At 67.9% G+C, this 20,991-nt stretch carries 20 protein-coding genes; 7 read left to right on the top strand and 13 right to left on the bottom strand.

The annotated features are described in order from the left end of the window. Positions 1-10 precede the first annotated feature (10 nt). Both ODI_RS14830 and ssuE read right to left on the bottom strand, forming a co-directional pair. Positions 11-226, bottom strand: coding sequence for a TOBE domain-containing protein (locus ODI_RS14830; RefSeq protein ID WP_067751872.1), 216 nt, complete (start codon positions 224-226; stop codon positions 11-13). Between the two features lie 316 nt (positions 227-542). Next, the gene (ssuE, locus tag ODI_RS14835; protein ID WP_067751875.1) at positions 543-1,136 is read right to left on the bottom strand and encodes an NADPH-dependent FMN reductase; all 594 of its coding nucleotides are present in this window, start codon (positions 1,134-1,136) and stop codon (positions 543-545) included. Between the two features lie 356 nt (positions 1,137-1,492). Here ssuE and ODI_RS14840 point away from each other — a divergent pair, with 356 nt between their 5' ends. The 4 genes from ODI_RS14840 to ODI_RS14855 all read left to right on the top strand — a co-directional run bounded on the left by ODI_RS14840 (position 1,493) and on the right by ODI_RS14855 (position 8,076). Next, positions 1,493-2,164: a response regulator transcription factor gene (locus ODI_RS14840; RefSeq protein ID WP_098020917.1), complete on the top strand. Its 672-nt coding sequence runs from the start codon at positions 1,493-1,495 to the stop codon at positions 2,162-2,164. 1,264 nt (positions 2,165-3,428) lie between these two features. Next, positions 3,429-4,730: an acetyl-CoA C-acetyltransferase gene (locus ODI_RS14845; protein WP_067752582.1), complete on the top strand. Its 1,302-nt coding sequence runs from the start codon at positions 3,429-3,431 to the stop codon at positions 4,728-4,730. After that, complete coding sequence (locus ODI_RS14850) at positions 4,727-6,826, top strand: 3-hydroxyacyl-CoA dehydrogenase NAD-binding domain-containing protein (RefSeq protein ID WP_067752579.1); 2,100 nt, start codon at positions 4,727-4,729, stop codon at positions 6,824-6,826. Before ODI_RS14845 ends, ODI_RS14850 begins: the two co-directional genes overlap by 4 nt. Then, positions 6,823-8,076 (top strand): OmpP1/FadL family transporter, encoded by a 1,254-nt coding sequence (locus ODI_RS14855; protein WP_067752576.1) that lies wholly within the window; start codon positions 6,823-6,825, stop codon positions 8,074-8,076. Before ODI_RS14850 ends, ODI_RS14855 begins: the two co-directional genes overlap by 4 nt. A gap of 52 nt (positions 8,077-8,128) precedes the next feature. Here ODI_RS14855 and ODI_RS14860 read toward each other — a convergent pair whose 3' ends face one another. The 3 genes from ODI_RS14860 to ODI_RS14870 all read right to left on the bottom strand — a co-directional run bounded on the left by ODI_RS14860 (position 8,129) and on the right by ODI_RS14870 (position 9,714). Further along, complete coding sequence (locus tag ODI_RS14860) at positions 8,129-8,536, bottom strand: transcriptional repressor (RefSeq protein ID WP_067752573.1); 408 nt, start codon at positions 8,534-8,536, stop codon at positions 8,129-8,131. 179 nt (positions 8,537-8,715) lie between these two features. Further along, positions 8,716-9,141, bottom strand: a complete 426-nt coding sequence (locus ODI_RS14865) for an organic hydroperoxide resistance protein (protein WP_067752568.1) — start codon at positions 9,139-9,141, stop codon at positions 8,716-8,718. Between the two features lie 117 nt (positions 9,142-9,258). Then, positions 9,259-9,714, bottom strand: a complete 456-nt coding sequence (locus ODI_RS14870) for a MarR family winged helix-turn-helix transcriptional regulator (RefSeq protein WP_067752566.1) — start codon at positions 9,712-9,714, stop codon at positions 9,259-9,261. A gap of 128 nt (positions 9,715-9,842) precedes the next feature. Here ODI_RS14870 and ODI_RS14875 point away from each other — a divergent pair, with 128 nt between their 5' ends. Next, complete coding sequence (locus ODI_RS14875; RefSeq protein ID WP_067752564.1) at positions 9,843-10,478, top strand: LysE family translocator; 636 nt, start codon at positions 9,843-9,845, stop codon at positions 10,476-10,478. Between the two features lie 51 nt (positions 10,479-10,529). Here the strand turns inward: ODI_RS14875 and ODI_RS14880 are convergent, their stop codons facing one another. The 7 genes from ODI_RS14880 to ODI_RS14910 form a co-directional block, all read right to left on the bottom strand. Beyond that, complete coding sequence (locus ODI_RS14880) at positions 10,530-11,645, bottom strand: porin (protein ID WP_067752562.1); 1,116 nt, start codon at positions 11,643-11,645, stop codon at positions 10,530-10,532. Between the two features lie 93 nt (positions 11,646-11,738). Beyond that, on the bottom strand, positions 11,739-12,626 hold the full coding sequence (locus ODI_RS14885) for a sugar phosphate isomerase/epimerase family protein (RefSeq protein ID WP_067752560.1): 888 nt from the start codon (positions 12,624-12,626) through the stop codon (positions 11,739-11,741). Between the two features lie 3 nt (positions 12,627-12,629). Continuing rightward, positions 12,630-13,835 carry a dihydrodipicolinate synthase family protein gene (locus ODI_RS14890; protein ID WP_067752557.1) on the bottom strand — a complete coding sequence of 402 codons (1,206 nt, stop codon included), beginning with the start codon at positions 13,833-13,835 and terminating at the stop codon, positions 12,630-12,632. A gap of 69 nt (positions 13,836-13,904) precedes the next feature. Beyond that, positions 13,905-15,086, bottom strand: a complete 1,182-nt coding sequence (locus tag ODI_RS14895) for a Gfo/Idh/MocA family protein (RefSeq protein WP_067752554.1) — start codon at positions 15,084-15,086, stop codon at positions 13,905-13,907. Between the two features lie 88 nt (positions 15,087-15,174). Then, on the bottom strand, positions 15,175-16,119 hold the full coding sequence (locus ODI_RS14900; protein WP_231968063.1) for a tripartite tricarboxylate transporter substrate binding protein: 945 nt from the start codon (positions 16,117-16,119) through the stop codon (positions 15,175-15,177). 167 nt (positions 16,120-16,286) lie between these two features. Next, a complete protein-coding gene (locus ODI_RS14905) occupies positions 16,287-16,931 on the bottom strand; it encodes a TetR/AcrR family transcriptional regulator (protein WP_067752549.1) in 645 nt (214 codons plus the stop codon). Positions 16,932-17,001: 70 nt separating this feature from the next. Next, positions 17,002-18,000: a bile acid:sodium symporter family protein gene (locus tag ODI_RS14910; RefSeq protein WP_067752548.1), complete on the bottom strand. Its 999-nt coding sequence runs from the start codon at positions 17,998-18,000 to the stop codon at positions 17,002-17,004. A gap of 224 nt (positions 18,001-18,224) precedes the next feature. Here ODI_RS14910 and ODI_RS14915 point away from each other — a divergent pair, with 224 nt between their 5' ends. Next, positions 18,225-19,064 (top strand): LysR family transcriptional regulator, encoded by an 840-nt coding sequence (locus ODI_RS14915; RefSeq protein ID WP_067752545.1) that lies wholly within the window; start codon positions 18,225-18,227, stop codon positions 19,062-19,064. On the opposite strand, the gene ODI_RS14920 is transcribed toward ODI_RS14915, so the two are convergent. Further along, positions 19,042-19,953, bottom strand: coding sequence for a DMT family transporter (locus ODI_RS14920; RefSeq protein ID WP_231968064.1), 912 nt, complete (start codon positions 19,951-19,953; stop codon positions 19,042-19,044). The genes ODI_RS14915 and ODI_RS14920 overlap by 23 nt on opposite strands. A 378-nt stretch (positions 19,954-20,331) precedes the next feature. Between ODI_RS14920 and ODI_RS14925 the strand changes: the two genes are divergently transcribed. After that, a complete protein-coding gene (locus ODI_RS14925; protein ID WP_067752530.1) occupies positions 20,332-20,748 on the top strand; it encodes a GreA/GreB family elongation factor in 417 nt (138 codons plus the stop codon). The last annotated feature ends 243 nt before the right edge of the window (positions 20,749-20,991 follow it).

The raw sequence follows: 20,991 nt of genomic DNA on the forward strand, positions 1-20,991 counted from the left end.
CGGGGGGGGGTCAAAGCTTCGCCACCGACACCTCGGTTGCCTTAACGAAGGCCAGCACGCTGGTGCCGACCTGCAGGTCCAGCTCCTGCACCGAGCGCGTCGTGATGACGGACGTCACGATGCCGGCGGGGGTTTCGATATCGACCTCGGACACCACCGGTCCGGTAACGATTTCCTTGATCTTGCCGCGGAACTGGTTGCGGGCATTGATGGACTGGATGCTCATGGGAAAACTCCTGCGGGTAAGGGAAAAGCACGAGGAAAGATGACCATCCCGGCACGGCGCGGGATGCGTCCACGGAAAACACGGTGCGCGGCGACAGGAAAGCGCCGCGCGATCAGGCGCCCGGCATCAGGTGCCTTGCCAGGCAGCATCGCTCGGCGTCACTACCTGGCGCGCGGCGCATCAGCACGCAAAGGCGGGCCCCAGGCACGCCACCCCAGGACGGCCGCCAGGCGCTTCGCACGCCGCCAGGTTCGCGCGGCGCGAGCGCGCCATGTCGACGCGGACGGTTGGTCGTGGCGGACCAGCATGACGCGCCTCACACGCTCAGGCGCGCGCGCGCGGCCAGCTTGCCCAGGTCATAGGCCTCGGTGTGCGCGGGCCTTGCCGTATCCAGGTAGCGCGCAACGCGATCCACGGAATCCTCCAGCCGCGCCACCACGCCGTGGTCGATCTCGACCACGCCTTGGGCATTGCGCGTGACTTGCGTCTCGGTGGCATAGACGCCAGCCAGGATGTGACGTGCGCCCAGCGCGGACAGCACGGGCTTCAGGCTGTATTCCAGCGCCAGCAGGTGCGCCGTACTGCCGCCCGTGGCAATGGGCAACACCAGCTTGTCGGCCAGCGCCCGCTCGTCCAGCAGGTCCAGCAAGGCCTTCAAGCCGCCGGAAAAAGACGCCTTGTAGACAGGCGTGGCGATGAGCACCGCGCGTGCCTTGGCCACCCGGGTGCGCAGGGCCGTGGCGGCGGAGCCGGTATAGATCCCTTCGATCAAGTCTTCGGCAGGCAGGTCGCGCAAGCCGAGCTCGTGGCTGGCATAGCCGCGCTGCAGCAGGCGGTCGGCTGCGTGACGCAGCAGGATGGAGGAGCGCGAGGACAGCGAGGGACTGCCGGCAATCGTCAGGATGGTCATGAGGGCTGCAAGAAAAGTGACCCGTGCCTCAAGCGGCACGGCAGGGGCATCAACACCCGCAGGCCTTACATCCTATGGGTCTGGTTCTCGAATTCCAACGACACTTCTTTTATTTAGGTATGCGCGCGGTGACCAGGCCAAAACAATGCCCGCACAACACCAAGGAAAACTTGCCCGATCCGCGTTGCCAAGCGCAACGGGCGCACATCCTCAAGCCCTTGATACAAGGGGCTTTCCCTGCCTTGCCTGGCACGGATGCCGCGGCCTGGCGAACCCTATCGCCATTTCCTACACTCAGCGGCCCATCCGGCGGGTCGGGCATCGCTTGCCCGCCCGCGCCCACTCGCGGGAGCCCCATGCGCATTCTGCTGGTCGAGGACGATCTCGACATGTCGACCGCCCTGTCCCGGGCACTGAGCCGCCGCGGCTTTCATGTCACCTTGTGCCTGGATGGCAACACCGCCTTGCGGCAGATGCGCGAGGGCAGCAACGACGCCGTCGTGCTGGACCTCGCCATCCCCGGCCTGGACGGCCTGCACCTGCTGCACCGAACCCGTTCCCAAGGCATCCTGACACCCGTGCTGATCCTGACCGGCCGCAACAGCGTGGGCGACCGCATCGCAGGCTTGAACGCTGGCGCGGACGACTACCTGAGCAAACCCTTCGACCTGGGCGAACTGGAAGCCCGCCTGCGCGCGCTGGGCCGCCGCCAGGCGGCGCCCGTACGCCGCATCGAATGCGGCGCGCTGCGGCTGGACCTGGACAGCGGCGCGATCTTCGCGGCCGACATGCCGATGGCGCTTGGACCCCGCGAGGCCTGCGTGCTGCGGGCGTTGCTGGCGCAGCCTGGGCATGCGGTGGCGAAAGAGGCGCTGTATCGCCTGGCGTATCCGGAACAGGTGCCGGAGCGACAGGACTTCGTCGAAGTCTTGGTGCATCGGTTGCGCCGCAAGGTGAGTGGCTGCGGGGTGGAGATCTTGACGTTGCGGGGGTTGGGGTATTTGCTGCGGCGGGAGCGGGGGGGTTAGGGGGCTGCGAGGGTTGGTGCAGTGCGGTGGTGTGTGTTGTGGGTTGTGGAGCGCTGGGTTGATGGCTTGTGCACTGCTGGGTTTTGACGGTTTGTGCACCGCTTCGTTGACGGCCGCCGAGGGTGGTCGTGCCGTCGGTCGCCTGCCGCGTGGTGGGGCGCCCACAGCGCCCCGCCCCCCGCAGAAGGCGCCCGCCGTCCCGCCCACCCTCGACGTCCTGCAATGTTGTGTTCTGGACCTTGGGCAGCCACCTTGGTCCTGCTCGCATTCTTGCCTGCCGCTCGCTGCCTGCCCGAAGATCTTGGCTTGCCGCTGACCGGAGGGCGCCCACAGCGCCCACCGGTCAGCATTCGGAAAAGCAATAGGGCAGCTTTTGGGAGAGTGGGGGCGGGAGTTGGAGGGGGGAGGCAGCGCGCTTCGGGCTACGGGCGCCGCTTGGCCGTGTTGCCTGCTTGGGGAGGCTGCTCCACCACCGCCACCAATTTGCCGAAGCCGCCAGGCTCGTCAATAAGTCTCGACGCCTCTGCCCGCGCAAGACTCCCGCCATTCAGTCACGATGACGGAACAACGCCTCCAAGCAGACAACGCAGCCTGCCGGGGGCACCCGCCCGAAGTGCGATGCCCCCCACCTCCACTCCCCTTCCCCCCTCTCCCAAAAGCTGCCCCTTTTGCTTTTCCGAATGCTCAGCAATGGGCGCTGTGGGCGCCCATTGCTGAGCGGCAAGCCGAGATCTTCGGGCAAGCAGCGAGCAGGCGGCAAGAATGCGAGCAGGACTCCGGCGGCTGACTCCGGTACACACCACTCCACTGCAGGACGTCGAGGGTGGGCGGGACGGCGGGCGCCTTCTGCGGGGGGCGGGGCGCTGTGGGTGCCCCACCACGCGGCAGGCGACCGACGGCACGACCACACTCGGCGGCCGTCAACCCAGCGGTGCAAAAACCGTCAACCTAGCAGTGCACAAGCCGTCAACCCAGCAGTACATCTCCCAACCAACCAACCAACTCAGCAGAGCCCCTACCCCAGAAGACTCATCACATATCAATCCAGCAGCCTCACAAGACACGCATCAAGCCCCCCCGGTTCTTTCTCAATCCAGCGCACCTCCCGCCACTACAATCCCCAACGCAGGCTGCCCCACCACTAGGGACAACACCACTTCTGTGTATCCCCACGCCGTGCCTAGAATCGGACGGAATCCGGCTGCCTGCCCGACTCCCGCCCCAACCCGACGGCCACAAGCCGTGCAGCATGAGGTCAGACGTCATGGCATTCCAACCCGTCTATGTGATCGACGGCACCCGCACCCCCTTTCTGAAGGCGCGCGGTGAACCCGGCCGGTATTCGGCCGCCGATCTTGCCTTGCAGGCCAGCCGCGACCTGCTGCTGCGCCAGCCCTTCCTGCCTTCCGATCTCGACGAGGTCGTGCTCGGTTGCGCCGCGCCCTCCCCTGATGAAACCAATATCGGCCGCGTGCTTGCCTTGCGCGCCGGCTGCGGGCATCGGGTGCCGGGATGGACCGTCATGCGCAACTGCGCCTCCGGCATGCAGGCGCTGGACAGCGCGCTGGGCAATATCCAGCGCGGGCAAACCCACCTGGCGCTTGCGGGCGGCACCGATGCGCTGTCGCGCGCGCCGGTGCTGTTCTCCGACAGCATGGTCAAGTGGCTGGCGCGCTGGAGCAAGGCGCGCGGCGCGGGCCAGAAATTCGACGCACTCAAGCGCCTGCGCCCAGGCATGCTGGCGCCGGTCATCGGGCTGCTGAAGGGACTCACCGACCCCGTCGTGGGCCTCTCGATGGGGCAGACCGCCGAGAATCTCGCGTGGCGCTTCGGCATCAGCCGCCAGGCGATGGACTTCTACGCCAGCCGCAGCCACCTGCGCGCGCGTGATGCGCGCGATGCCGGCCGGTACGACGCCGAGATCGTGCCGCTGGTCGATGCGCAGGGCACGCGCCAGCCGCAGGACGACGGCATCCGCGACGACTCCGATCCTGCCAAGCTCGCCACCTTGAAGCCCGTCTTCGACAAGCCTGCCGGCAGCATCACCGCGGGCAACAGTTCCCAGGTCACCGACGGCGCGGCCATGCTGCTGCTGGCATCCGAGGAGGCCGTGCGCCGCTGGGGACTCACGCCCATCGGCCGTATCGTGGATGCGCAATGGGCGGGGCTGGATCCGGCCCAGATGGGCCTGGGCCCGGTGCATGCCGCCACGCCCATCCTGCAACGCCATGGGCTCGGGCTGAACGACCTGGACCTGTGGGAGATCAACGAGGCCTTCGCCGCGCAGGTGCTGGGTTGCCTCGCTGCCTGGGAAGAGGAAGACTATTGCCGCGAGCAACTGGGCACGCCGGCCTGGGGCACGCTGGACCAGGCGCGCCTGAACGTCGACGGCGGTGCCATCGCGCTGGGGCACCCGGTGGGCGCCTCCGGTGCGCGCATCGTGCTGCACCTGCTCAAGGCCCTGCAGGCGCGCGGCTTGAAGCGCGGCATGGCGGCCATCTGCATCGGCGGCGGCCAAGGCGGCGCCATGCTCGTTGAAACCCTGGACACGGAGGGCACGCGATGAACCCGGCCACTCACGCCCCGCAAGCCGACAACACCCTGCCCGCGTCGCACTGGCACGTTGCGCAGGACGAACACGATATCGCCTGGCTGACGCTGGACAGCCCCGGCACCGCCGTCAACGTGCTGACCCGCGAGGTCATGGCCGAACTGGGCGCCGTGCTGGCCCGTTTCGAAACCATGCCGCCGCGCGCCCTGATCATCCGCTCGGGCAAGCCGGGCAACTTCATCGTCGGTGCCGACATCAACGAATTCGGCGGCCTGGACACGCCCGAGAAAGCGCGCGAACTGGTCGCGCGCGGCTGGCACCTCTTCAACACACTTGCCGCCGTGCGCTATCCGACGCTGGCGCTCGTGCGCGGCCACTGCCTGGGCGGCGGCACCGAACTGGCGCTGGCCTGCCGCTGGCGCATCGTGGTGGACGAGCCCGCCACCTCCCTCGGCCTGCCCGAGGTCATGCTGGGCATCTTCCCCGGCTGGGGCGGCATGCGCCGCCTGCCCGCGCTCATCGGCCCGCCTGCCGCGCTTGATCTCATGCTGACCGGCAAGACCGTCGATGCCCGCCGCGCGCTGTCGCTGGGCCTGGCCGATCTCGCCGTGCCGCCGCGCGTCATGGAGGCCACCGCCCGCCTCGTCGTGCTGCAAGGCGGCCCCAAGCGCCGCACGCCGCTGGCCCGCCGCATGCAGCGCCTGCTGGACCTCTGGCCCGTGAAGCGCCTGGTGGCCCGGCGCGCGCTGAAGACCGTCGAGGCCCGCGACCCGCGCGGCCACTATCCCGCGCCGCGCGCCATCATCGACATCTGGGCCAACCACGGCGGCAATGCACTGAATGCGCCCGGCCAACTGGCCTCAGTCATCGGCTCACCCACCGCGCGCAACCTGCTGCGCGTCTTCCGCCTGCGCGAGCAGTTGAAGGCGCAAGGCAAGCAGACCGGCACGCCGGCCAAGCGCGTGCATGTGATCGGCGCGGGCGTCATGGGCGGCGACATCGCGGCCTGGTGCGCCTACAAGGGCCTCACCGTCAGCCTGCAGGACCAGGACGGCGGGCGCCTCGCCACGGCCATCGGCCGGGCCCAGCAACTCTATGCGCGCAAGTTCCGCCGCGACCTGCGCGGCGCGCGGGCCGCGGCGGACCGCCTCATTCCCGACCCGCAAGGCGCGGGCGTCGCGCACGCGGACATCGTCATCGAGGCCATCAGCGAGAACCTGGAGGCCAAGCTGGGCCTGTACCGCGAGATCGCCCCCCGCATGAAGGCGGACGCGATCCTTGCCACCAACACCTCCAGCCTGCGGCTGGAAGACCTGTCCCAGGGCCTGCCCGGCGGCAGGCAGCTGGTCGGCATCCACTTCTTCAACCCCGTCGCGAGCATGCCGCTGGTGGAAGTGGTGCACACCGACGCGACCCCGCCGGCACTGCGCGCGCGCGCAGCGGCATTCGTCGGACAGCTCGACAAGCTGGCCCTGCCGGTGCGCAGCGCGCCGGGCTTCCTCGTGAATGCGGTGCTTGCGCCCTACATGCTGGAAGCCATGCGCTGCGTGGACGAAGGCCTGGCGCCGTCCAGCGTGGACGCCGCGATGGAAGCCTTCGGCATGCCGATGGGGCCGCTGGAGCTTGCCGACACCGTGGGGCTCGATATCGCGATGGCAGCCGGCAAGCAGTTGTCCGACGGCGAGCAACCGCCCGCCTGCCTCGTGCGCCTGGTCGACGGCGGCAAGCTCGGCCGCAAGAGCGGCAAGGGCTTCTACATCTGGGAAGACGGCAAGCCGCAGAAAGACGCCGCGCCCGGCGCGCCCCCGGGTCTGGCCTCGCGCCTGCTGGCGCCCCTGCTGGCACGCACGCACAAACAGGTCGACGACGGCGTGGTGGCCAGCGCGGAACTGGCCGACGCCGGCATCATCTTCGGCACCGGCTTCGCGCCCTTCACGGGGGGGCCGCTGCATTGGGAGCAGCACGCCGGCCAGGCCGGCGCCGCGGCACCGGCAGCCGCGCCTGCAAGCACCGGCACAACGGCTCCCGCCACACCCCGCAACGAACATACCCACAAGCCGGCCGAACCCGGCACAATGCACGACCCTTCCACCAAGGAGACCAAAACATGATGAAGCACTCCCCCATTGTGGTCGCGTTGTCGGCCGCAACGCTGGGTCTGGCCACGGGGGCCGCGCAGGGCGCGGGCTTCCAGTTGCTGGAGCAGAATGCCAGTGGCCTGGGCAACGCCTATGCCGGCTCCGCGGCCGTCGCCGAGAACGCCAGCACGATCTACTTCAACCCCGCCGGCATGGCCTACCTGTCAGGGCTCTCGGTCTCGGGCGGCGTCACTGCCATCAAGCCGAGCTTCAAGTTCAAGGATGACGGCAACAGCACGCGCCCGCTGGCGGCGCCCGGCGCATTGGGCGGCAACGGCGGCGACGCCGGCAAATGGGGCGTGGTGCCCAACGCCTACCTGGCCTGGCAGATCGACAACCGCTGGAATGTCGGCGTGGGCCTGGGCGCCCCCTTCGGCCTGATGACGCACTATCAGGGCGACTGGGTGGGCCAATACCACTCCCGCAAGTTCGAGATCCAGACCATCAACGTCAACCCCTCTGTCTCGTACAAGGTCAACGAACAGTGGGCGCTGGGCGTGGGCGTGAACTACCAGCGCATCGACGCCGAGTACACGCGCACCGCGGTCGTGGCGCCGGGCCTGTCACGCGAAGCGACGGTCAAGATGGATGGAGATGCCTGGGGCTGGAATGCCGGCGTCATGTTCCAACCGACGCCTGCCACCCGCATCGGCCTGTCCTATCGCTCCAAGGTCAAGCACGACGTCGACGGCCACACGGACCTGGCAGGCATCGGCAGCTTCGATGCCCAGGCCAGCGTGGACCTGCCCGATTCCGCCATCCTGAGCGCCTATCACCAGTTGAACAGCCGCTGGGAACTGCTGGGCGACGTCTCCTGGACCGGCTGGAGCAGCATTCCGGAACTGAAGATCAACAACACCGGCATCCCCGGCGACACGCTGCACCTGGATTTCCGGGATACGTGGCGGGTGGCGCTGGGCGCGAATTACAAGGTGAACGAGGCCTGGAAGCTGAAGTTCGGCGTGGCCTGGGACCAGTCGCCGGTCCACGAGGCGGCCGACCGTCCCACCTCGCTGCCCGACAACGACCGCTGGTGGTTCTCGACCGGCGTGCAATTCCAGGCCGGCAAGAACACCACCGTGGACGTGGGCTACACCTATCTGTACCTGGACAAGACCCGCATCAACAACACGGGTGAAAGCCTTGCCCAGAAAGGCCGCGTGTCGGGCGAATACACCAGCAACGGCAACATCTTCGGCGTGCAGGTCTCGTCGCGATTCTGAGCATGCAGCATGCAAGGCCCGAAGCAAAAAGCCGCCCCGTGGGGCGGCTTGTTTACTTCGGGGCGGCGAAGATCGTGATGGTGTATTCGGACAGGGTGTAGCCCATTTCGTCGGCGATCTTGTTCAGGCGCTTCTCGATCTGCGGGTCGAAGAACTCCTTCACTTCACCCGTCTGGGCGCACACCAGGTGGCCGTGATGGCGCTCGCCGTCGTTCAGTTCATAGACCGCCTTGTTGCCGCCCAGCTGGCTGCGCTGCAGCAGGCCGGCCTGCTCGAACTGCGTCAGCACGCGGTACACGGTGGCCAGGCCCATTTCGATGCCGTCGGTGACCAGCAGGCGATAGACGTCTTCGGCACTCAGATGGCGCTGGTCGCTGTTGCGAAACACGTCCAGGATCTTCATGCGCGGGAACGTCACCTTCAGGCCGCTGCTGCGTAGCTCCAGGGTTTCGGTGTTCATGCTTGGCTCCGGGGAATGGCGCAGGGCGCCGCCTTGCGCAGCGCCAAGCGGCCGACCCGGGACGGGCCAGCCTAATCCTCGCTACTTTATAGCAACACGGCCCGCTTTCCTATGCCTGGCGAGCCGGATGCTATGCGCAGTGCGCGGCGCCGGGATATTTCCCTCGCCGCGCACCTGCCTCAGGCCAGCGTCAACGTGACGTCGATGTTGCCGCGCGTGGCGTTCGAATACGGGCAGACCACGTGCGCCTTCTCGATCAGCGCCTGGGCCTGGTCACGGTCCAGGCCGGGCAGCGAGATGATCAGCTCGGCCTCGATGCCGAAACCCGTCGGGATCTGGCCGATGCCGACCTTGCCCGTGATGCTGACGTCGGCGGGCAGCGCCACTTTTTCGCGGCCGGCGACGAACTTCAGCGCGCCCAGGAAGCAGGCCGAGTAGCCGGCGGCGAAGAGCTGTTCCGGGTTGGTGCCGGCGCCCCCGGCGCCGCCCAATTCGCGCGGGGTGCTCAGGGTGACGTCCAGGGCGCCGTCCGACGAGACGGCACGGCCTTCACGGCCGCCCGTGGCGGTGGCTTCGGCGCGGTAGAGAACTTTTTCGATCGACATGGCAAGACTCCTGAGAGGAAGAGAAGAACGATGCCGGACTGGCATCAGATTAATACACGATTAAATCGCACACTATAAAAATCGCACATCACAAACCGATGACACCGCGCCGCCTCGTCAGTCCGCGTAGGCCGCCAGCCGCTCACGCAAGGTGCTGAGCTCCTGGTGCAAGGCCTGCAACTGCCCGGGCGAGCACTGCACCGCGCACCCCACCTGCTCGGGCACGGCCTGCGCCTTGCGGCGCAAGGCCTTGCCCTGGCTGGTCAGGCTGATGATCACCTGGCGCTCATCGCTGGCGCTGCGCGCCCGGCTGACCAGTCCTGCCGCTTCCAGGCGCTTGAGCAAGGGCGTCAGCGTGGCCGAGTCCAGGTACAGGCGTTCGCCGATATCCGTCACGGTCAGGGCGTCGCCCTCCCACAACACCAGCATTACCAGGTATTGCGGATAAGTCAGGCCCAGCTCGCGCAACAGCTTGCGATACACCTTGTTCATGGCCAGCGTTGCGGAGTACAGCGCAAAGCAAAGCTGGCCATCGAGCTGGAGCAGGGAGTCGGCGGGTTGGCGGGTGTCCATGCGTCGCAGTTTATATAGCGCGCTATTTAAACGCAAGCGATTTTTTATTCCTGCGTCCATCCCTCGCCTGGCCACGGCGCCAGGCATAGAATCAGCCGCAGGCAGTCCCCCCTTCTTCGCGAGCCCCCATGCTGACCCTCACCGAATTGGCCTGGTTCGCCCTGGCCGCCCTGGTCCTGGTGCTGACGCCCGGTCCCAACATGATCTATTGCATCTCGCGCGCCTTGTGCCAGGGCCGGCAGGCGGGCGTGATTTCGCTGGCCGGCGTGTTGCTGGGTTTCCTGGTGCATCTGGTGGCGGCCTCGGTCGGCCTCACGGCGCTGCTGGCCGCCGTCCCCTATGCCTTCGAGGCCATCCGGCTGCTGGGCGCGGCCTATCTGCTGTGGCTCGCCTGGCAGTCGGTCAAGCCCGGCGGCCAGCCGCTCTTCGCCGCGCGCGCCTTGCCCCTGGACCCGCCCGCGAAGCTGTTCCGCATGGGCTTCCTGACCAACGTGCTGAATCCCAAGGTCGCGTTGTTCTACCTGTCCTTCTTCCCGCAGTTCCTGCATCCCGAACGCGGCTCGATCCTGTGGCAGAGCGTCAGCCTGGGCGCCGTGCAGATCACGGTCAGCGGCGTGGTCAACTTGCTGCTGGTGCTGGGCGCCGCACGCATTGCCCAACTGCTGTCGCGCCACGAAGGCTGGCAGCGCGCGCAGCGTTACCTGATGGGCGGCGTCCTGGCGCTGCTGGCCTTGCGCATCGCCACGGACGACCGCCAGGCTTGACCTGTCTCGCCCATGCGGCGCGGTGTGCAGACGCCGCGCCGCTGCCGCCGCCTAGAACCGGTGCAGGAGGCCGACGCGGTATTCCTGGCTGCGCGCATCGTCGATATAGGCGGCATTGCGCAGATACGTGCCGATGGCATACAGGTTGGTGCGCTTGGACAGCTCGTAGGTATAGCCCAGGCTGAAGCCATGCTGCGTGGCAATGCCGTTGCCGCCCGGCGCCGGCACGTCCAGGTTGGAGTCCGATGCCGACCACGCCCCCAGCAGCTTGCCCGCCCTGCCCACCGGCACCGTCGCGCCCACCAGATAGTTGTGCGCCTTGAAGCCCTCCAGGTAGCGGCCGTTGGGCGCCGGCAAGGCGGCGCCCAGGCTGCCCAGCAGGGTGTTGCCCGCCGCGATCCGCCCATCGATGTCCTGGCCATAGGCCAGCGACAGCTTGAGGATCTCGAAGTCATAGGCCGCGCCCACGATCCACGCCTTCAGGGTGCCCGTTCCATCGTTGGCCGGCGTCTGCACGCGGGCCAGGCGGTCGAACGTGGCGATGGCGCTCAGGGGACCGCCGGCATAGCGCAAGCCGATGGCCAGCGCGGTCGCCGACGTGTCGTCCCACGCGGTGCCCGCGCCGAAGCCCGCTTCGTTCGAGTAGCCGATCGCGCCGGTGAAGCCGCCGATGTTCGGTGTCTCGTACTTGGCCATGCCGTCGTAGCGCACCAGCGACGAACCGAAAGCCACCGATTGCGAGCCCAGGCCGAAGCCGTTGCCGAAAGGACCGATGCCGCTGAAGTACAGGAAGCCCTGGCCGTACTGGCGCCCCAGCGTCAAGGTACCCCAGTCCTTGCTGCCCAGGCCCAGGAAGGCCTGCCTGTTGAAGGCCGTGCGCTGCGTATCCGCATGCTGGCCGGTCTGCAGCGTGTAGCCCGCCTCCAGCGTGAAGAGCGCACGCCAGCCATCGCCCAGGTCTTCCGAACCGCGCAGGCCCCAGCGGTCCCCCGTCTGTCCTCCTGAGTGCGCGCCCGTGCGCGACTGGCTGCCGACGTTCGGGATCTTGATCGACTGGTATTGCACGCCGCCATCGACCGTGCCGTACAGCGTCACCGACGTGCCCGCTTGCGCAAACGCCAGGCCGGATGCCGTGCACAGCGCCATGGATACGCAAAGTTTTTGCATGAGTTGTCTCCCACCCCGTGATTGGGCGTTGTTGTGATTTATGTTTTTTCCGCCGCGCGTCCGCCGGACCGGCCAGCGGCGGGAGAGGCACGGCTACACCACTGTCCGGTGCCGCGTGATGCAGGTCTGCAGAATGTCTTCGCCGCTGCGCTGCCACCAGTCTGCTTCCGAGAAGATCTCGACTTCGCTGTAGCCCGCGTAACCCGCGGCCTCCACCCAGCCCCGGATCCTGGGCAGGTCGATGACGCCGTCGCCCATCATGGCGCGGTCCGACAGCAGGTCACGGGTGGGCAGGCGCCAATCGCACACGTGATAGGCGAACAGGCGATCCCGGCCGGCGCGGGCGATCTGGCGTTCCAGCTCGGGATCCCACCAGACGTGATAGACGTCCAGCGCCACGCCCAGCATGGCGCGGCCGCCTTGCGCCAGCGGGTCCAGCGTCTCGCACAGGTCCAGCGCCTGGGCCAGCGTATTGATGCAGGCACGCTCGGCGGCTTGCATCGGGTGCAAGGGTTCGATGGCGAGCGGCATCCCGGCCTCGCGGGCATAGGCCAGCGTTTCAGCGATGCCGTCGCGCACCTGCGCGCGCGCGCCGCCGATGTCCTTGTGCAACGCCTTGCCTTCCAGTGCGCCTGGCAAGGACCCCACCACCAGCACCACGCAAGGCGCGTCCAGCGCGAGGGCCTCGTCGATGGCGCGACGGTTGTCATCCAGCGCGGCGCGGCGCCCCGCCTCGTCGGCCGCCGTGAAGAAGCCGCCCCGGCAATAGCCGGACAGGCCGATGCCATGCGCGCGCAGTTGGCTGCACACCTGCGCCAGGCCGGCCGCGGCAACCTGGTCGCGCCACGGGCTGATGGCCTGGATGCCATGTCGCGCGCACTGGTCGATGATGCGGGCAAGCGGCACCTCGGCGCCGCCCTGCCGGCGCACGGTGGCGGTGTTGATGGACAGCCAGTCGTGATCGTTCGAGAAATCGCGCATGGCCTACTCCACGCCGTGCAACGCCAGCAGCGTGCGCATGCGATGCGTGGCAAGGTCGGGCCAGGCCAGCAGGTTGGCCTGGTCGGCCAGCCGGAACAGCTCGGCCAGGTGGACCAGCGAACGGCTGCTTTGCTGGCCGCCCACCATCGAGAAGTGCTTCTGATGGCCATTGAGCCAGGCCATGAACACCACGCCGGTCTTGTAATAGCGCGTGGGCGCCTGGAAGATGTGGCGCGACAGGGGCACGGTCGGCCCCAGCAAGGCATGGAATCGGTCGATGCGGCCTTGCGCCAGCTCGCCCAGCGCCGCGCTCGCCACGGGCGCGATGGCGTCGAAGATGCCCAGCAGTGCATCGCTCTGGCCATGGCGCGCCTGTGCCCCCTGCCCGTCGCCCGCGATCAGTTCGGCGTAGTTGAAATCGTCCCCCGTGTACATCCGCACGCCCTGGCCGTCGTTGCCGCCGGTGACGGGCAGCTGGCGGCGCATCGCGATCTCGCGGTCCTTGTCCAGCAATGAGATCTTGATGCCGTCCACCTTGCCGGCCTCGGCCGCGATGATCTCCAGTGCCGTCGCCGTGGCGCGATCCAGGTCGGCGGTGCCCCAGTAACCGGCCAGGGCCGGATCGAACATGTCGCCCAGCCAATGCAGGATGACGGGCTGGCGCGCCTGCCGCAGCAGCCGCGTGTACACCCGCACGTAATCCTCGGGGCCTTTCGCGACACGAGCCAGCGCGCGGCTCGCCATCAGGATCAGCTTGCCGCCCAGGCGCTCGATTGCCTCCATCTGCGTTTCGTAGGCGCGGATCACATCATCCACGCTGCGCGCATCGGCGGGGTCCAGGTGGTCCGTGCCGCAACCGCTGGCCACCTGCGCCCCCGGCACGTCGCGCGCCATCTCCAGGGTGCGGGTGATCAGCGCCAGCGAGGTCGGCCAATCGAGGCCCATGCCACGCTGGGCCGTGTCCATGGCCTCGGCCACCCCCAGGCCCAAGGACCACAGGTAACGGCGGTAGGCGAGCGTGGTGTCCCAGTCCACGGCTGCGGTCTGCCACGGATCCACAGGGGCAAGCGGATCGGCCACCACGTGGGCCGCCGAATAGGCGATGCGCGTGAAGGCCGCGGGCGCGGGGTCTGGCGGCGGCGTGCCGGTCAAGGTGTAGGACGCAAGCGTCCTGCCGTCCCTTGCGGGCAGGCTCAAGGAAAGCGACATGGTGGCTCCTGGATGAGCGTCGAAAGGAATCAGGCAAGGGGCCCAGGCCGCGCAAGGCGGCCTGGCGCGCTAGGCCTGGAGCGAAAGCGCGGGCACATCGATCCAGCGGCGCTCCTGCCAGCTTTGCAGGGCTGCCTCGACGAGCTGCACGCCCTTCGCGCCCTCGAGCAGCGTCCAGCGATACGGCGCGTCCTCGGCCACGTGGCGGATGAAATGCTCCCACTGGATCTTGAAGCCGTTGTCGAAAGTCTCCGAATCGGGCACTTCCTGCCACTGGTCGAAGAAATTCATCGTCTGCTTCTGGTCGGGATTCCACACCGGACGCGGCGTGGCGACGCGCGATTGCGCGCGGCATTCCGACAGGCCAGCCACGGCGGAGCCGTGCGTGCCGTCCACGTGGAACGTCACCAGGTCGTCGCGCCGCACACGCGTGACCCAGCTCATGTTCAGTTGCGCGATCACGCGCTCGCCCCCGTGGCCCTTGAGCTCTGCCGTGGCATAGGCCGAATCGTCGGCCGTGCAGGCGTAGGGCTTGCCCGCCTCGTCCCAGCGCGTGGGGATGTGCGTGGCGCCCAGGCACGAGATGGACTGCACTTCGCCAAAGAGGTTGTCCAGCACATAGCGCCAGTGGCACATCATGTCCAGGATCATGCCGCCGCCATCTTCCGCGCGGTAGTTCCAGCTGGGACGCTGGATGGGCTGCAGATCACCTTCGAACACCCAGTAGCCGAACTCCAGCCGCACCGACAGCATGCGGCCGAAGAAGCCCGCGCGCCGCAGCATGTCCAGCTTGCGCAGGCCCGGCAGGAACAGCTTGTCCTGCACCGCGCCGTGCTTGATGCCGCGCTCGCGGCCGGCCTGCTCCGCCAGGCGGGCGATCTCCACCGCCTGGTTCAGGTTGGTGGCGATGGGCTTCTCGCAATAGACATGCTTGCCGGCCTGGATCGCCTGCGCGAGCAGCACCGGACGCATCTGCGTCGTGCCCGCGTCGAAGAACACCGTATCGTCGGGATTGGCCAGCGCCTGCGTCAGGTCGGTGCCCCAGCGCGCAATGCCGTGCTCACGCGCCAGCGCCTCGATCTTCTCGGCGTTGCGGCCGATCAGGATCGGGTCGGGCATGACCCGGTCGCCGTTGGAGAGCGTGACGCCGCCTTGCGCGCGGATCGCCACGATGGAACGGATGAGGTGCTGGTTCTTGCCCATGCGGCCCGTCACGCCGTGCATGATGATGCCAAGTCGATGTGTTGCCATGTCGTGTGTGCTTCCTGGAAGATGCTGGGGAAAAACGGCGCTGGCAGCCCCGGCGGTCGACGCCTGGTTCCGGGGCCTGCGGCCGCCGTCACTGCGAGGAAATGCCCGCCGCCTTCACGAGCTCGGCGTTGCTGCTGATCTCTTCCTTGATGTGCGCGTCGAACGCCTCGGGTTGCAGGGTCCAGGGCTGGGCGCCCAACTCCAGCAGCCTGGCCTTGACCTGCGGGGTCTCGAGCGCCTTGGCTAGCGCGTCGTGCAGTTTTTGCACCACGGGGCGCGGCGTCTTGGCGGGCGCCATCATGCCGATCCAGAAGTTGAACTCCGCGCCCGGCACCCCGGCCTGCGCCACGGTCGGCACCTGGGGAAGCGCCGGTGCGCGCTGGGCCGATCCCACGGCCAGCGGCAGCAGTCGCCCATCCTTGATCTGGCCGATCACGGGCGCGATGGGCGAAAAGTAGTAATCCACCCGACCCGCCATGATCTCGGTGACCGCCTCGCCCGATCCCTTGAACGGGATGTTCGTGGCCGTGATCCCCGCGGCCTGCTTGAACTTCTCGGCATTCAGGTGCGTGGCGCTGCCCTGCCCCGCCGAGGCGAAATTCAGGCCGTCGGGATTCGCCCGCGCGGCTGCCAGCAGGTCTTGCACCGAGCGCCAGTTCTTCTGCGGCGAGACCACGAGCACATTGGGCAGCGAGGCGATCGGCGAGATGCCGGCGAAATCCGCGAGCGTGTCGAAGGGCAGTTTCCTGAAGGTGGAGGGGCTGACGGTGTGGGACGACGAATGGATCATGATCGTGTAGCCGTCCGGCGCCGCCGTGGCCACGGCCTGCTGGCCGATGGTGCCGCTGGCGCCGCCCCGGTTCTCGATGACGAGGGGCTGGCCCAGTTGCTCGCCCACCTTGTCGCCCACCGAGCGGGCAATGATGTCGGCGGTGCTGCCTGCCGCGAAGGGCACGACGACACGGATGGGGCGGTTCGGATAGCCCTTGTCGTCGGCGGCTGACGCAGGCACGGCGATGGCCGCGGCCAGCATTGCGGGTCCTGCAACAGCGAGATGTCGCAAAAACATGAGGAGTCTCCTGCCATTTTTTTTCCGGGGCAGCGGTCGAGTGTGCCGCCACCTCCTTTTTAATTCACCATTTGGTGAATTAAGGACAATGGTAGGGAGTCAGGCGCAGGCTTGTCAATGCCCGCGCGCGTTCAGTTCTTCAGGACATACCCGAGGACGACGTCGCAGATGTGCGACAGGCGCTCCTGGTGCGCCTTGGGGGTCATGAGGTCCAGCCCGAACACGGACGAGAGCGTGTAGTGGTTGGACAGGTAGAAATACGCCATGCCGGCAATGGAGACATAGAGTTGCAGGGGGTCGACGCCGCCCCGGAACACGCCTTCCCGGCGGCCGCGCTCGAGGATTTCCCCCAGCGACTCGATCAGCGGGGAGTTCATCTTCCGGATATGCACGGAACGGGCCAAGTGCTTGCCCTGATGCAGGTTTTCGCTGTTGAGCAACGTCAGGAACTCCGGATGGGCAATGTAGTACTCCCACGTGAATTCCGTCAGGCGCCGGATGGCGGAGGCCGCGGGCATATCACCCAGGCGCAGCGCCTGCTCGGCCTGGCGGATGCTGCGATACGCCTCCTCCAGCACGGCCAGGAACAGGTCGTCCTTGCTCTGGAAGTAGTAGTAGATCAGGCGTTTGTTCAGCGCTGCCCGCTGGGCGATGCGTTCCATGCGGGCACCGCCCAGGCCATGCTCGGAGAACTCCTGGAGCGCGGCGGCCAGGATGACCTGCTGGGAGCGGTCGGCGTCACGGGAACGGCTGTCGGGCGGGGGATTATTAACCATATGGTGAATTATAGACGTCGCGAGTCACCCATGATATTGCGCGGGCGGCCCGCCCGCGCAACGTCATCCCTCACGCGCCGCGCGGGCTCGCCGCCGCAGGCGCATCGCCGGCGGCATCCTCGCGCTGGGCATAGCGGCGCGCCATCACCGCGCAGACCATCAGCTGCATCTGGTGGAAGAGCATCACCGGCAGCACGATCACGCCCATGTCGGCCGGGCCGAACAGCACCGTGGCCAGCGGAATGCCGGACATCAGTGATTTCTTGGACCCGCAGAACACCAGGGTGATCTCGTCTTCCTTCGAGAATCCCAGCAGGCGCGCCCCCCTTGCGGTGACGAACAGCACCACGCCCAGCAGCACGGCATTGATGCCCACCAGCACCGCCATGTCCTGCGGCGGGAAGGAGTGCCAGACGCCTTGCGCGGCCGCGGCACTGAAGGCGGCATAGACCGCCAGCAGGATGGATCCACGATCGACCTTGCCCAGCAGCTTGTTGTTGCGCCGCGCCCATTCGCCGATCCACGGACGCATCAGGCTGCCCAGCGCGAAGGGCAGCAGCAGCTGCAACATGACGCGGCCTGCGTCGGCCAGGCCGCTGCCCCCGCCCTGCTTGTGCAGCACGAAGGCCACCAGCACGGGCGTCACCAGCGTGCCCAAAAGGTTGGACGCGGTGGCCGCGCAGATCGCGCCCGGCACGTTGCCCCGCGCCATGGACGTGAAGGCGATGGACGACTGCACCGTGGAAGGTAGCAGGCACAGGAAGATCACGCCCATCCACAATGCGGGCGACAACAGGCCCGGAAAGGCTGCCTGCATGCCCAGCCCCAGCAGGGGAAAGAGCAGGAAGGTGCAGGCCAGGATGGCTGCATGCAGCTTCACGTGCTTGGCGCCTGCCACGATGGCGGCGGTGGACAGCCGCGCGCCATGCAGGAAGAACAGCAGGGAAATGGCGGCGATGGTGGCGATCTTCAGCACGTCGCCGGCCTGGCCGGTGGCGGGGAAGAGACTGGACGCGGCGACCACGGCGATCAGCAGCAGGGTGTAGCGGTCGGGAAGGAAGCGGGACATGGGGGAAATCAACGACAGGGAAAGGAATGGGAATGCGATAAAAAAACCCCCGCCCGTGGCAGCAACACGGGCGGGGTGTCCCGGACAGGCGCAGACAGGGGTGATCGCCTGGGCATCGGGGCTGCCGGACAGGCCGGCGCACGGAGGAACTATAGGCCTGCGCCTTGTCATCGGGAAGAGCGCTTGCTACTGTGACTGTCATCACAAATTCCGATGACAACGCCATGCTCAATCCGCTCTGGCTGCGCACCTTCGCCACCGCCGCCGCCGCGCCCAGCTTCACCGAGGCGGCGCGCCGGCTGGAACTTGCCCAACCCACCGTCAGCGAACACATCCGCCAGCTGGAAAAGGCCGTCAACCGGCGTCTCTTCGTGCGCGACACGCACAGCCTGGCCCTGACCACCGATGGCCGCAGCCTGCTGGTGCACGCGCAGATCATCCTGGACGCCCACGCCAACGCCGAGACGCTCTTCACCGCGCCGCGCCTGCGCGGGCGCGTGCGCCTGGGCACGGCCGACGATCTCGCGCTGGGACGCCTGCCCGATGTGCTGGCCTCGTTTCGCCGCCTGCATCCCGAAGTGGAGCTGGATCTCGCCATCGGCCCCACCGCGGAGCTGTATCGCTTCATGGACAACGGGGAACTGGACCTGATGATCGGCAAGCGCCGGCGCGGCGACCGGCGCGGCCAGCGCCTGTACAGGGAACCGCTGGTCTGGTGCGCGCGAGAGGGCATCACGGTGCCGACGGACGTCCCGCTGCCGCTCATCCTGCTGCGCGCGCCCAGTGTCACGCGGGACATGGTGCTGGCCACGCTGGCCCGCGCCGGGCGCAGTTGGCAGATCGTCTGCACCAGCAGCAGCTATGCCGGCTGCTATGCCGCGGCGCGCGCGGGACTGGGCATCACGGTGCAGCCAGGCGCCATTGCCGGCGCAGGCCTCGCCCCGCTCACGCAGGGCGGGCTGCCGGGTCTGCCTGCCGTGGAGTTCATCGCCTTGAGTGCGCCCGGGCTCTCGCAGCCAGGCCGTGCGTTGATGGACCTGATCATCCAGAGCCCCTTGCACTGACGGCGTTCGCCGCGCCCCGCGCGGACTGCCGTTGCGCCAGCCAGATTCCCAGCAGGATGAGTGCCAGCGCCACCACGTGATACCCCTGCGGGGGCTCGCCCAGCAGCAGCATGGACAGCAGCAGCGTGAAGATGGGCGCGAGATTCATGAAGAACACCGGCAACTGCGCCCCCGCCTGGGCCACGGCGCGCTGCCAGCACACATAGGCCAGCAGCGAAGGAAAGAGCCCGACATAGGCGATGATGCCCGCCGTGCGCCATTCCCAGACGACCGGCGCATAGCCGCCATAGCGCAACTCCAGCGCGGCCATGGGCAGGGCGAAGAGGATGCCCAGGAACATCTGCGCGGCCAGCGCGGCGTGGCCGGGCAGGCCGGTCTGGCGGCGTAGCAGCAGCCAGGTGTACAGGCTCCACATGAAGGTGCCGGCCAGCATGTAGAGATCTCCCGGCACGAACTGCAGCAAGGCGAGATTGCCAGGGTTGCCGCGGACCAGGATCGTTCCCACCCCCAGCAGCGACAACGCCGCCCCCAGCACCGACAGGCCGCCCACCGGCACGCGGAACAGCACGAACCCGGTCAGCAGGATCCACACCGGCGTGGAGGCGCCGATCAGCGAGGTGTTGAGCGGACTGGACGTGGTCAGGGCCAGGTACTGCAAGGCGTTGTAGGACGCGACGCTCAGCAGCGCGGTCAGACAGAGAAAGCCCAGGTGCTGGCGCAGGAGGGCCTTGTGCGCGAGGCATGCCCGCCAGGCGAAGGGCAGCAGGATCAGCAGCGCCACGATCCAGCGCAGCAGGTTCAGGGTGAGCGGGGGAACGACGCCGACGGCCATGCGGCCCACGATGGCATTGCCGCCCCAGAACAGGGGCGGCGCGACCAGGACGGTCAAGAGTGCGGCTCGCATCGGGCAATGGCGGCCGACGCGCCGCAGGGGCGTGCCTGCCTGTCTCCTTGTGGGTGGGCCGGTCGTTTGGTCTGACGCCGCATTGCCGGTCCAGCCGATTATGGCATGCGGGCCTGGCGGTGATACGATCACCCCCATCATGATCGTGACCGCGCCGTTCGCCTGCTCCAGCCTGCGCGCCGCCCCTGACCAGGCGGCCGGGCCTCGCGTGCGCGAGCACTACGTGCTCAGGCCTGACCGAGACGCAGAGTCCTGAGCCCGACGGCCCCTATCCGTCACCCTTGGCGCCACCACGCCGTCGGGCCTCTCCCACGCGCCGCCCCACCCCGGCACATCCGCCGAAGGCCTATCCAGGAGCCGATCATGAACGCCCCCGCAAGCTTGCAAGACCGCATCTTTTCCGAACTCGACCACGCCCGCATTTCGCGCCTGGCGCGCCAGCACGTGGCGCCCGACGGCACCCCGCCCGTCATCCTCGACATCTTCGACGAAGGCGAACTGCTCGCGCCGCGCGACATGCCGGCAGACGTCGTGACGATGTATACGCAGGTCGTGGCCGACGACGCCCAGGGCAACAAGGTGGAAGTGGCCTTGTGCTATCCGCCCGACGCGGATCCCACCCAGGGCCGCTATTCGGTCATGTCCCCCATCGGCGCGGGCCTGCTCGGCCGCCGCGTGGGCGAAACCGCGGCCTGGACCAATCCGGATGGCACCCAGGCCAGCCTGCGCATCCGTTCGCTGCGCTTCCAGCCCGAGGCCAGCGGCAACTACACGATGTAGCCCTGGGGCCGCGCCGGCGCACGCCTCACCCGCAACCGCCGGTAACGTTTGGGAGCGTGCGCCAACGGCTTGCTGCGCGACCTTGCGATAGCCTGTTGACAAGGGTGCGCCATCAGGCGCACCCCTTGCCGAGGAGGACCCATGGCACAGACCCAACGCAAGACCCAATCCAGGGAACGGCAAGGCCCCGGCCCCGCGCGCGCGCCGTCCTCGCAAGGCCTCGCTTCCGCGCGCGCGGACGAC

The sequence above is a fragment of the Orrella dioscoreae genome, from assembly GCF_900089455.2.
Lineage (GTDB): Bacteria > Pseudomonadota > Gammaproteobacteria > Burkholderiales > Burkholderiaceae_B > Orrella > Orrella dioscoreae.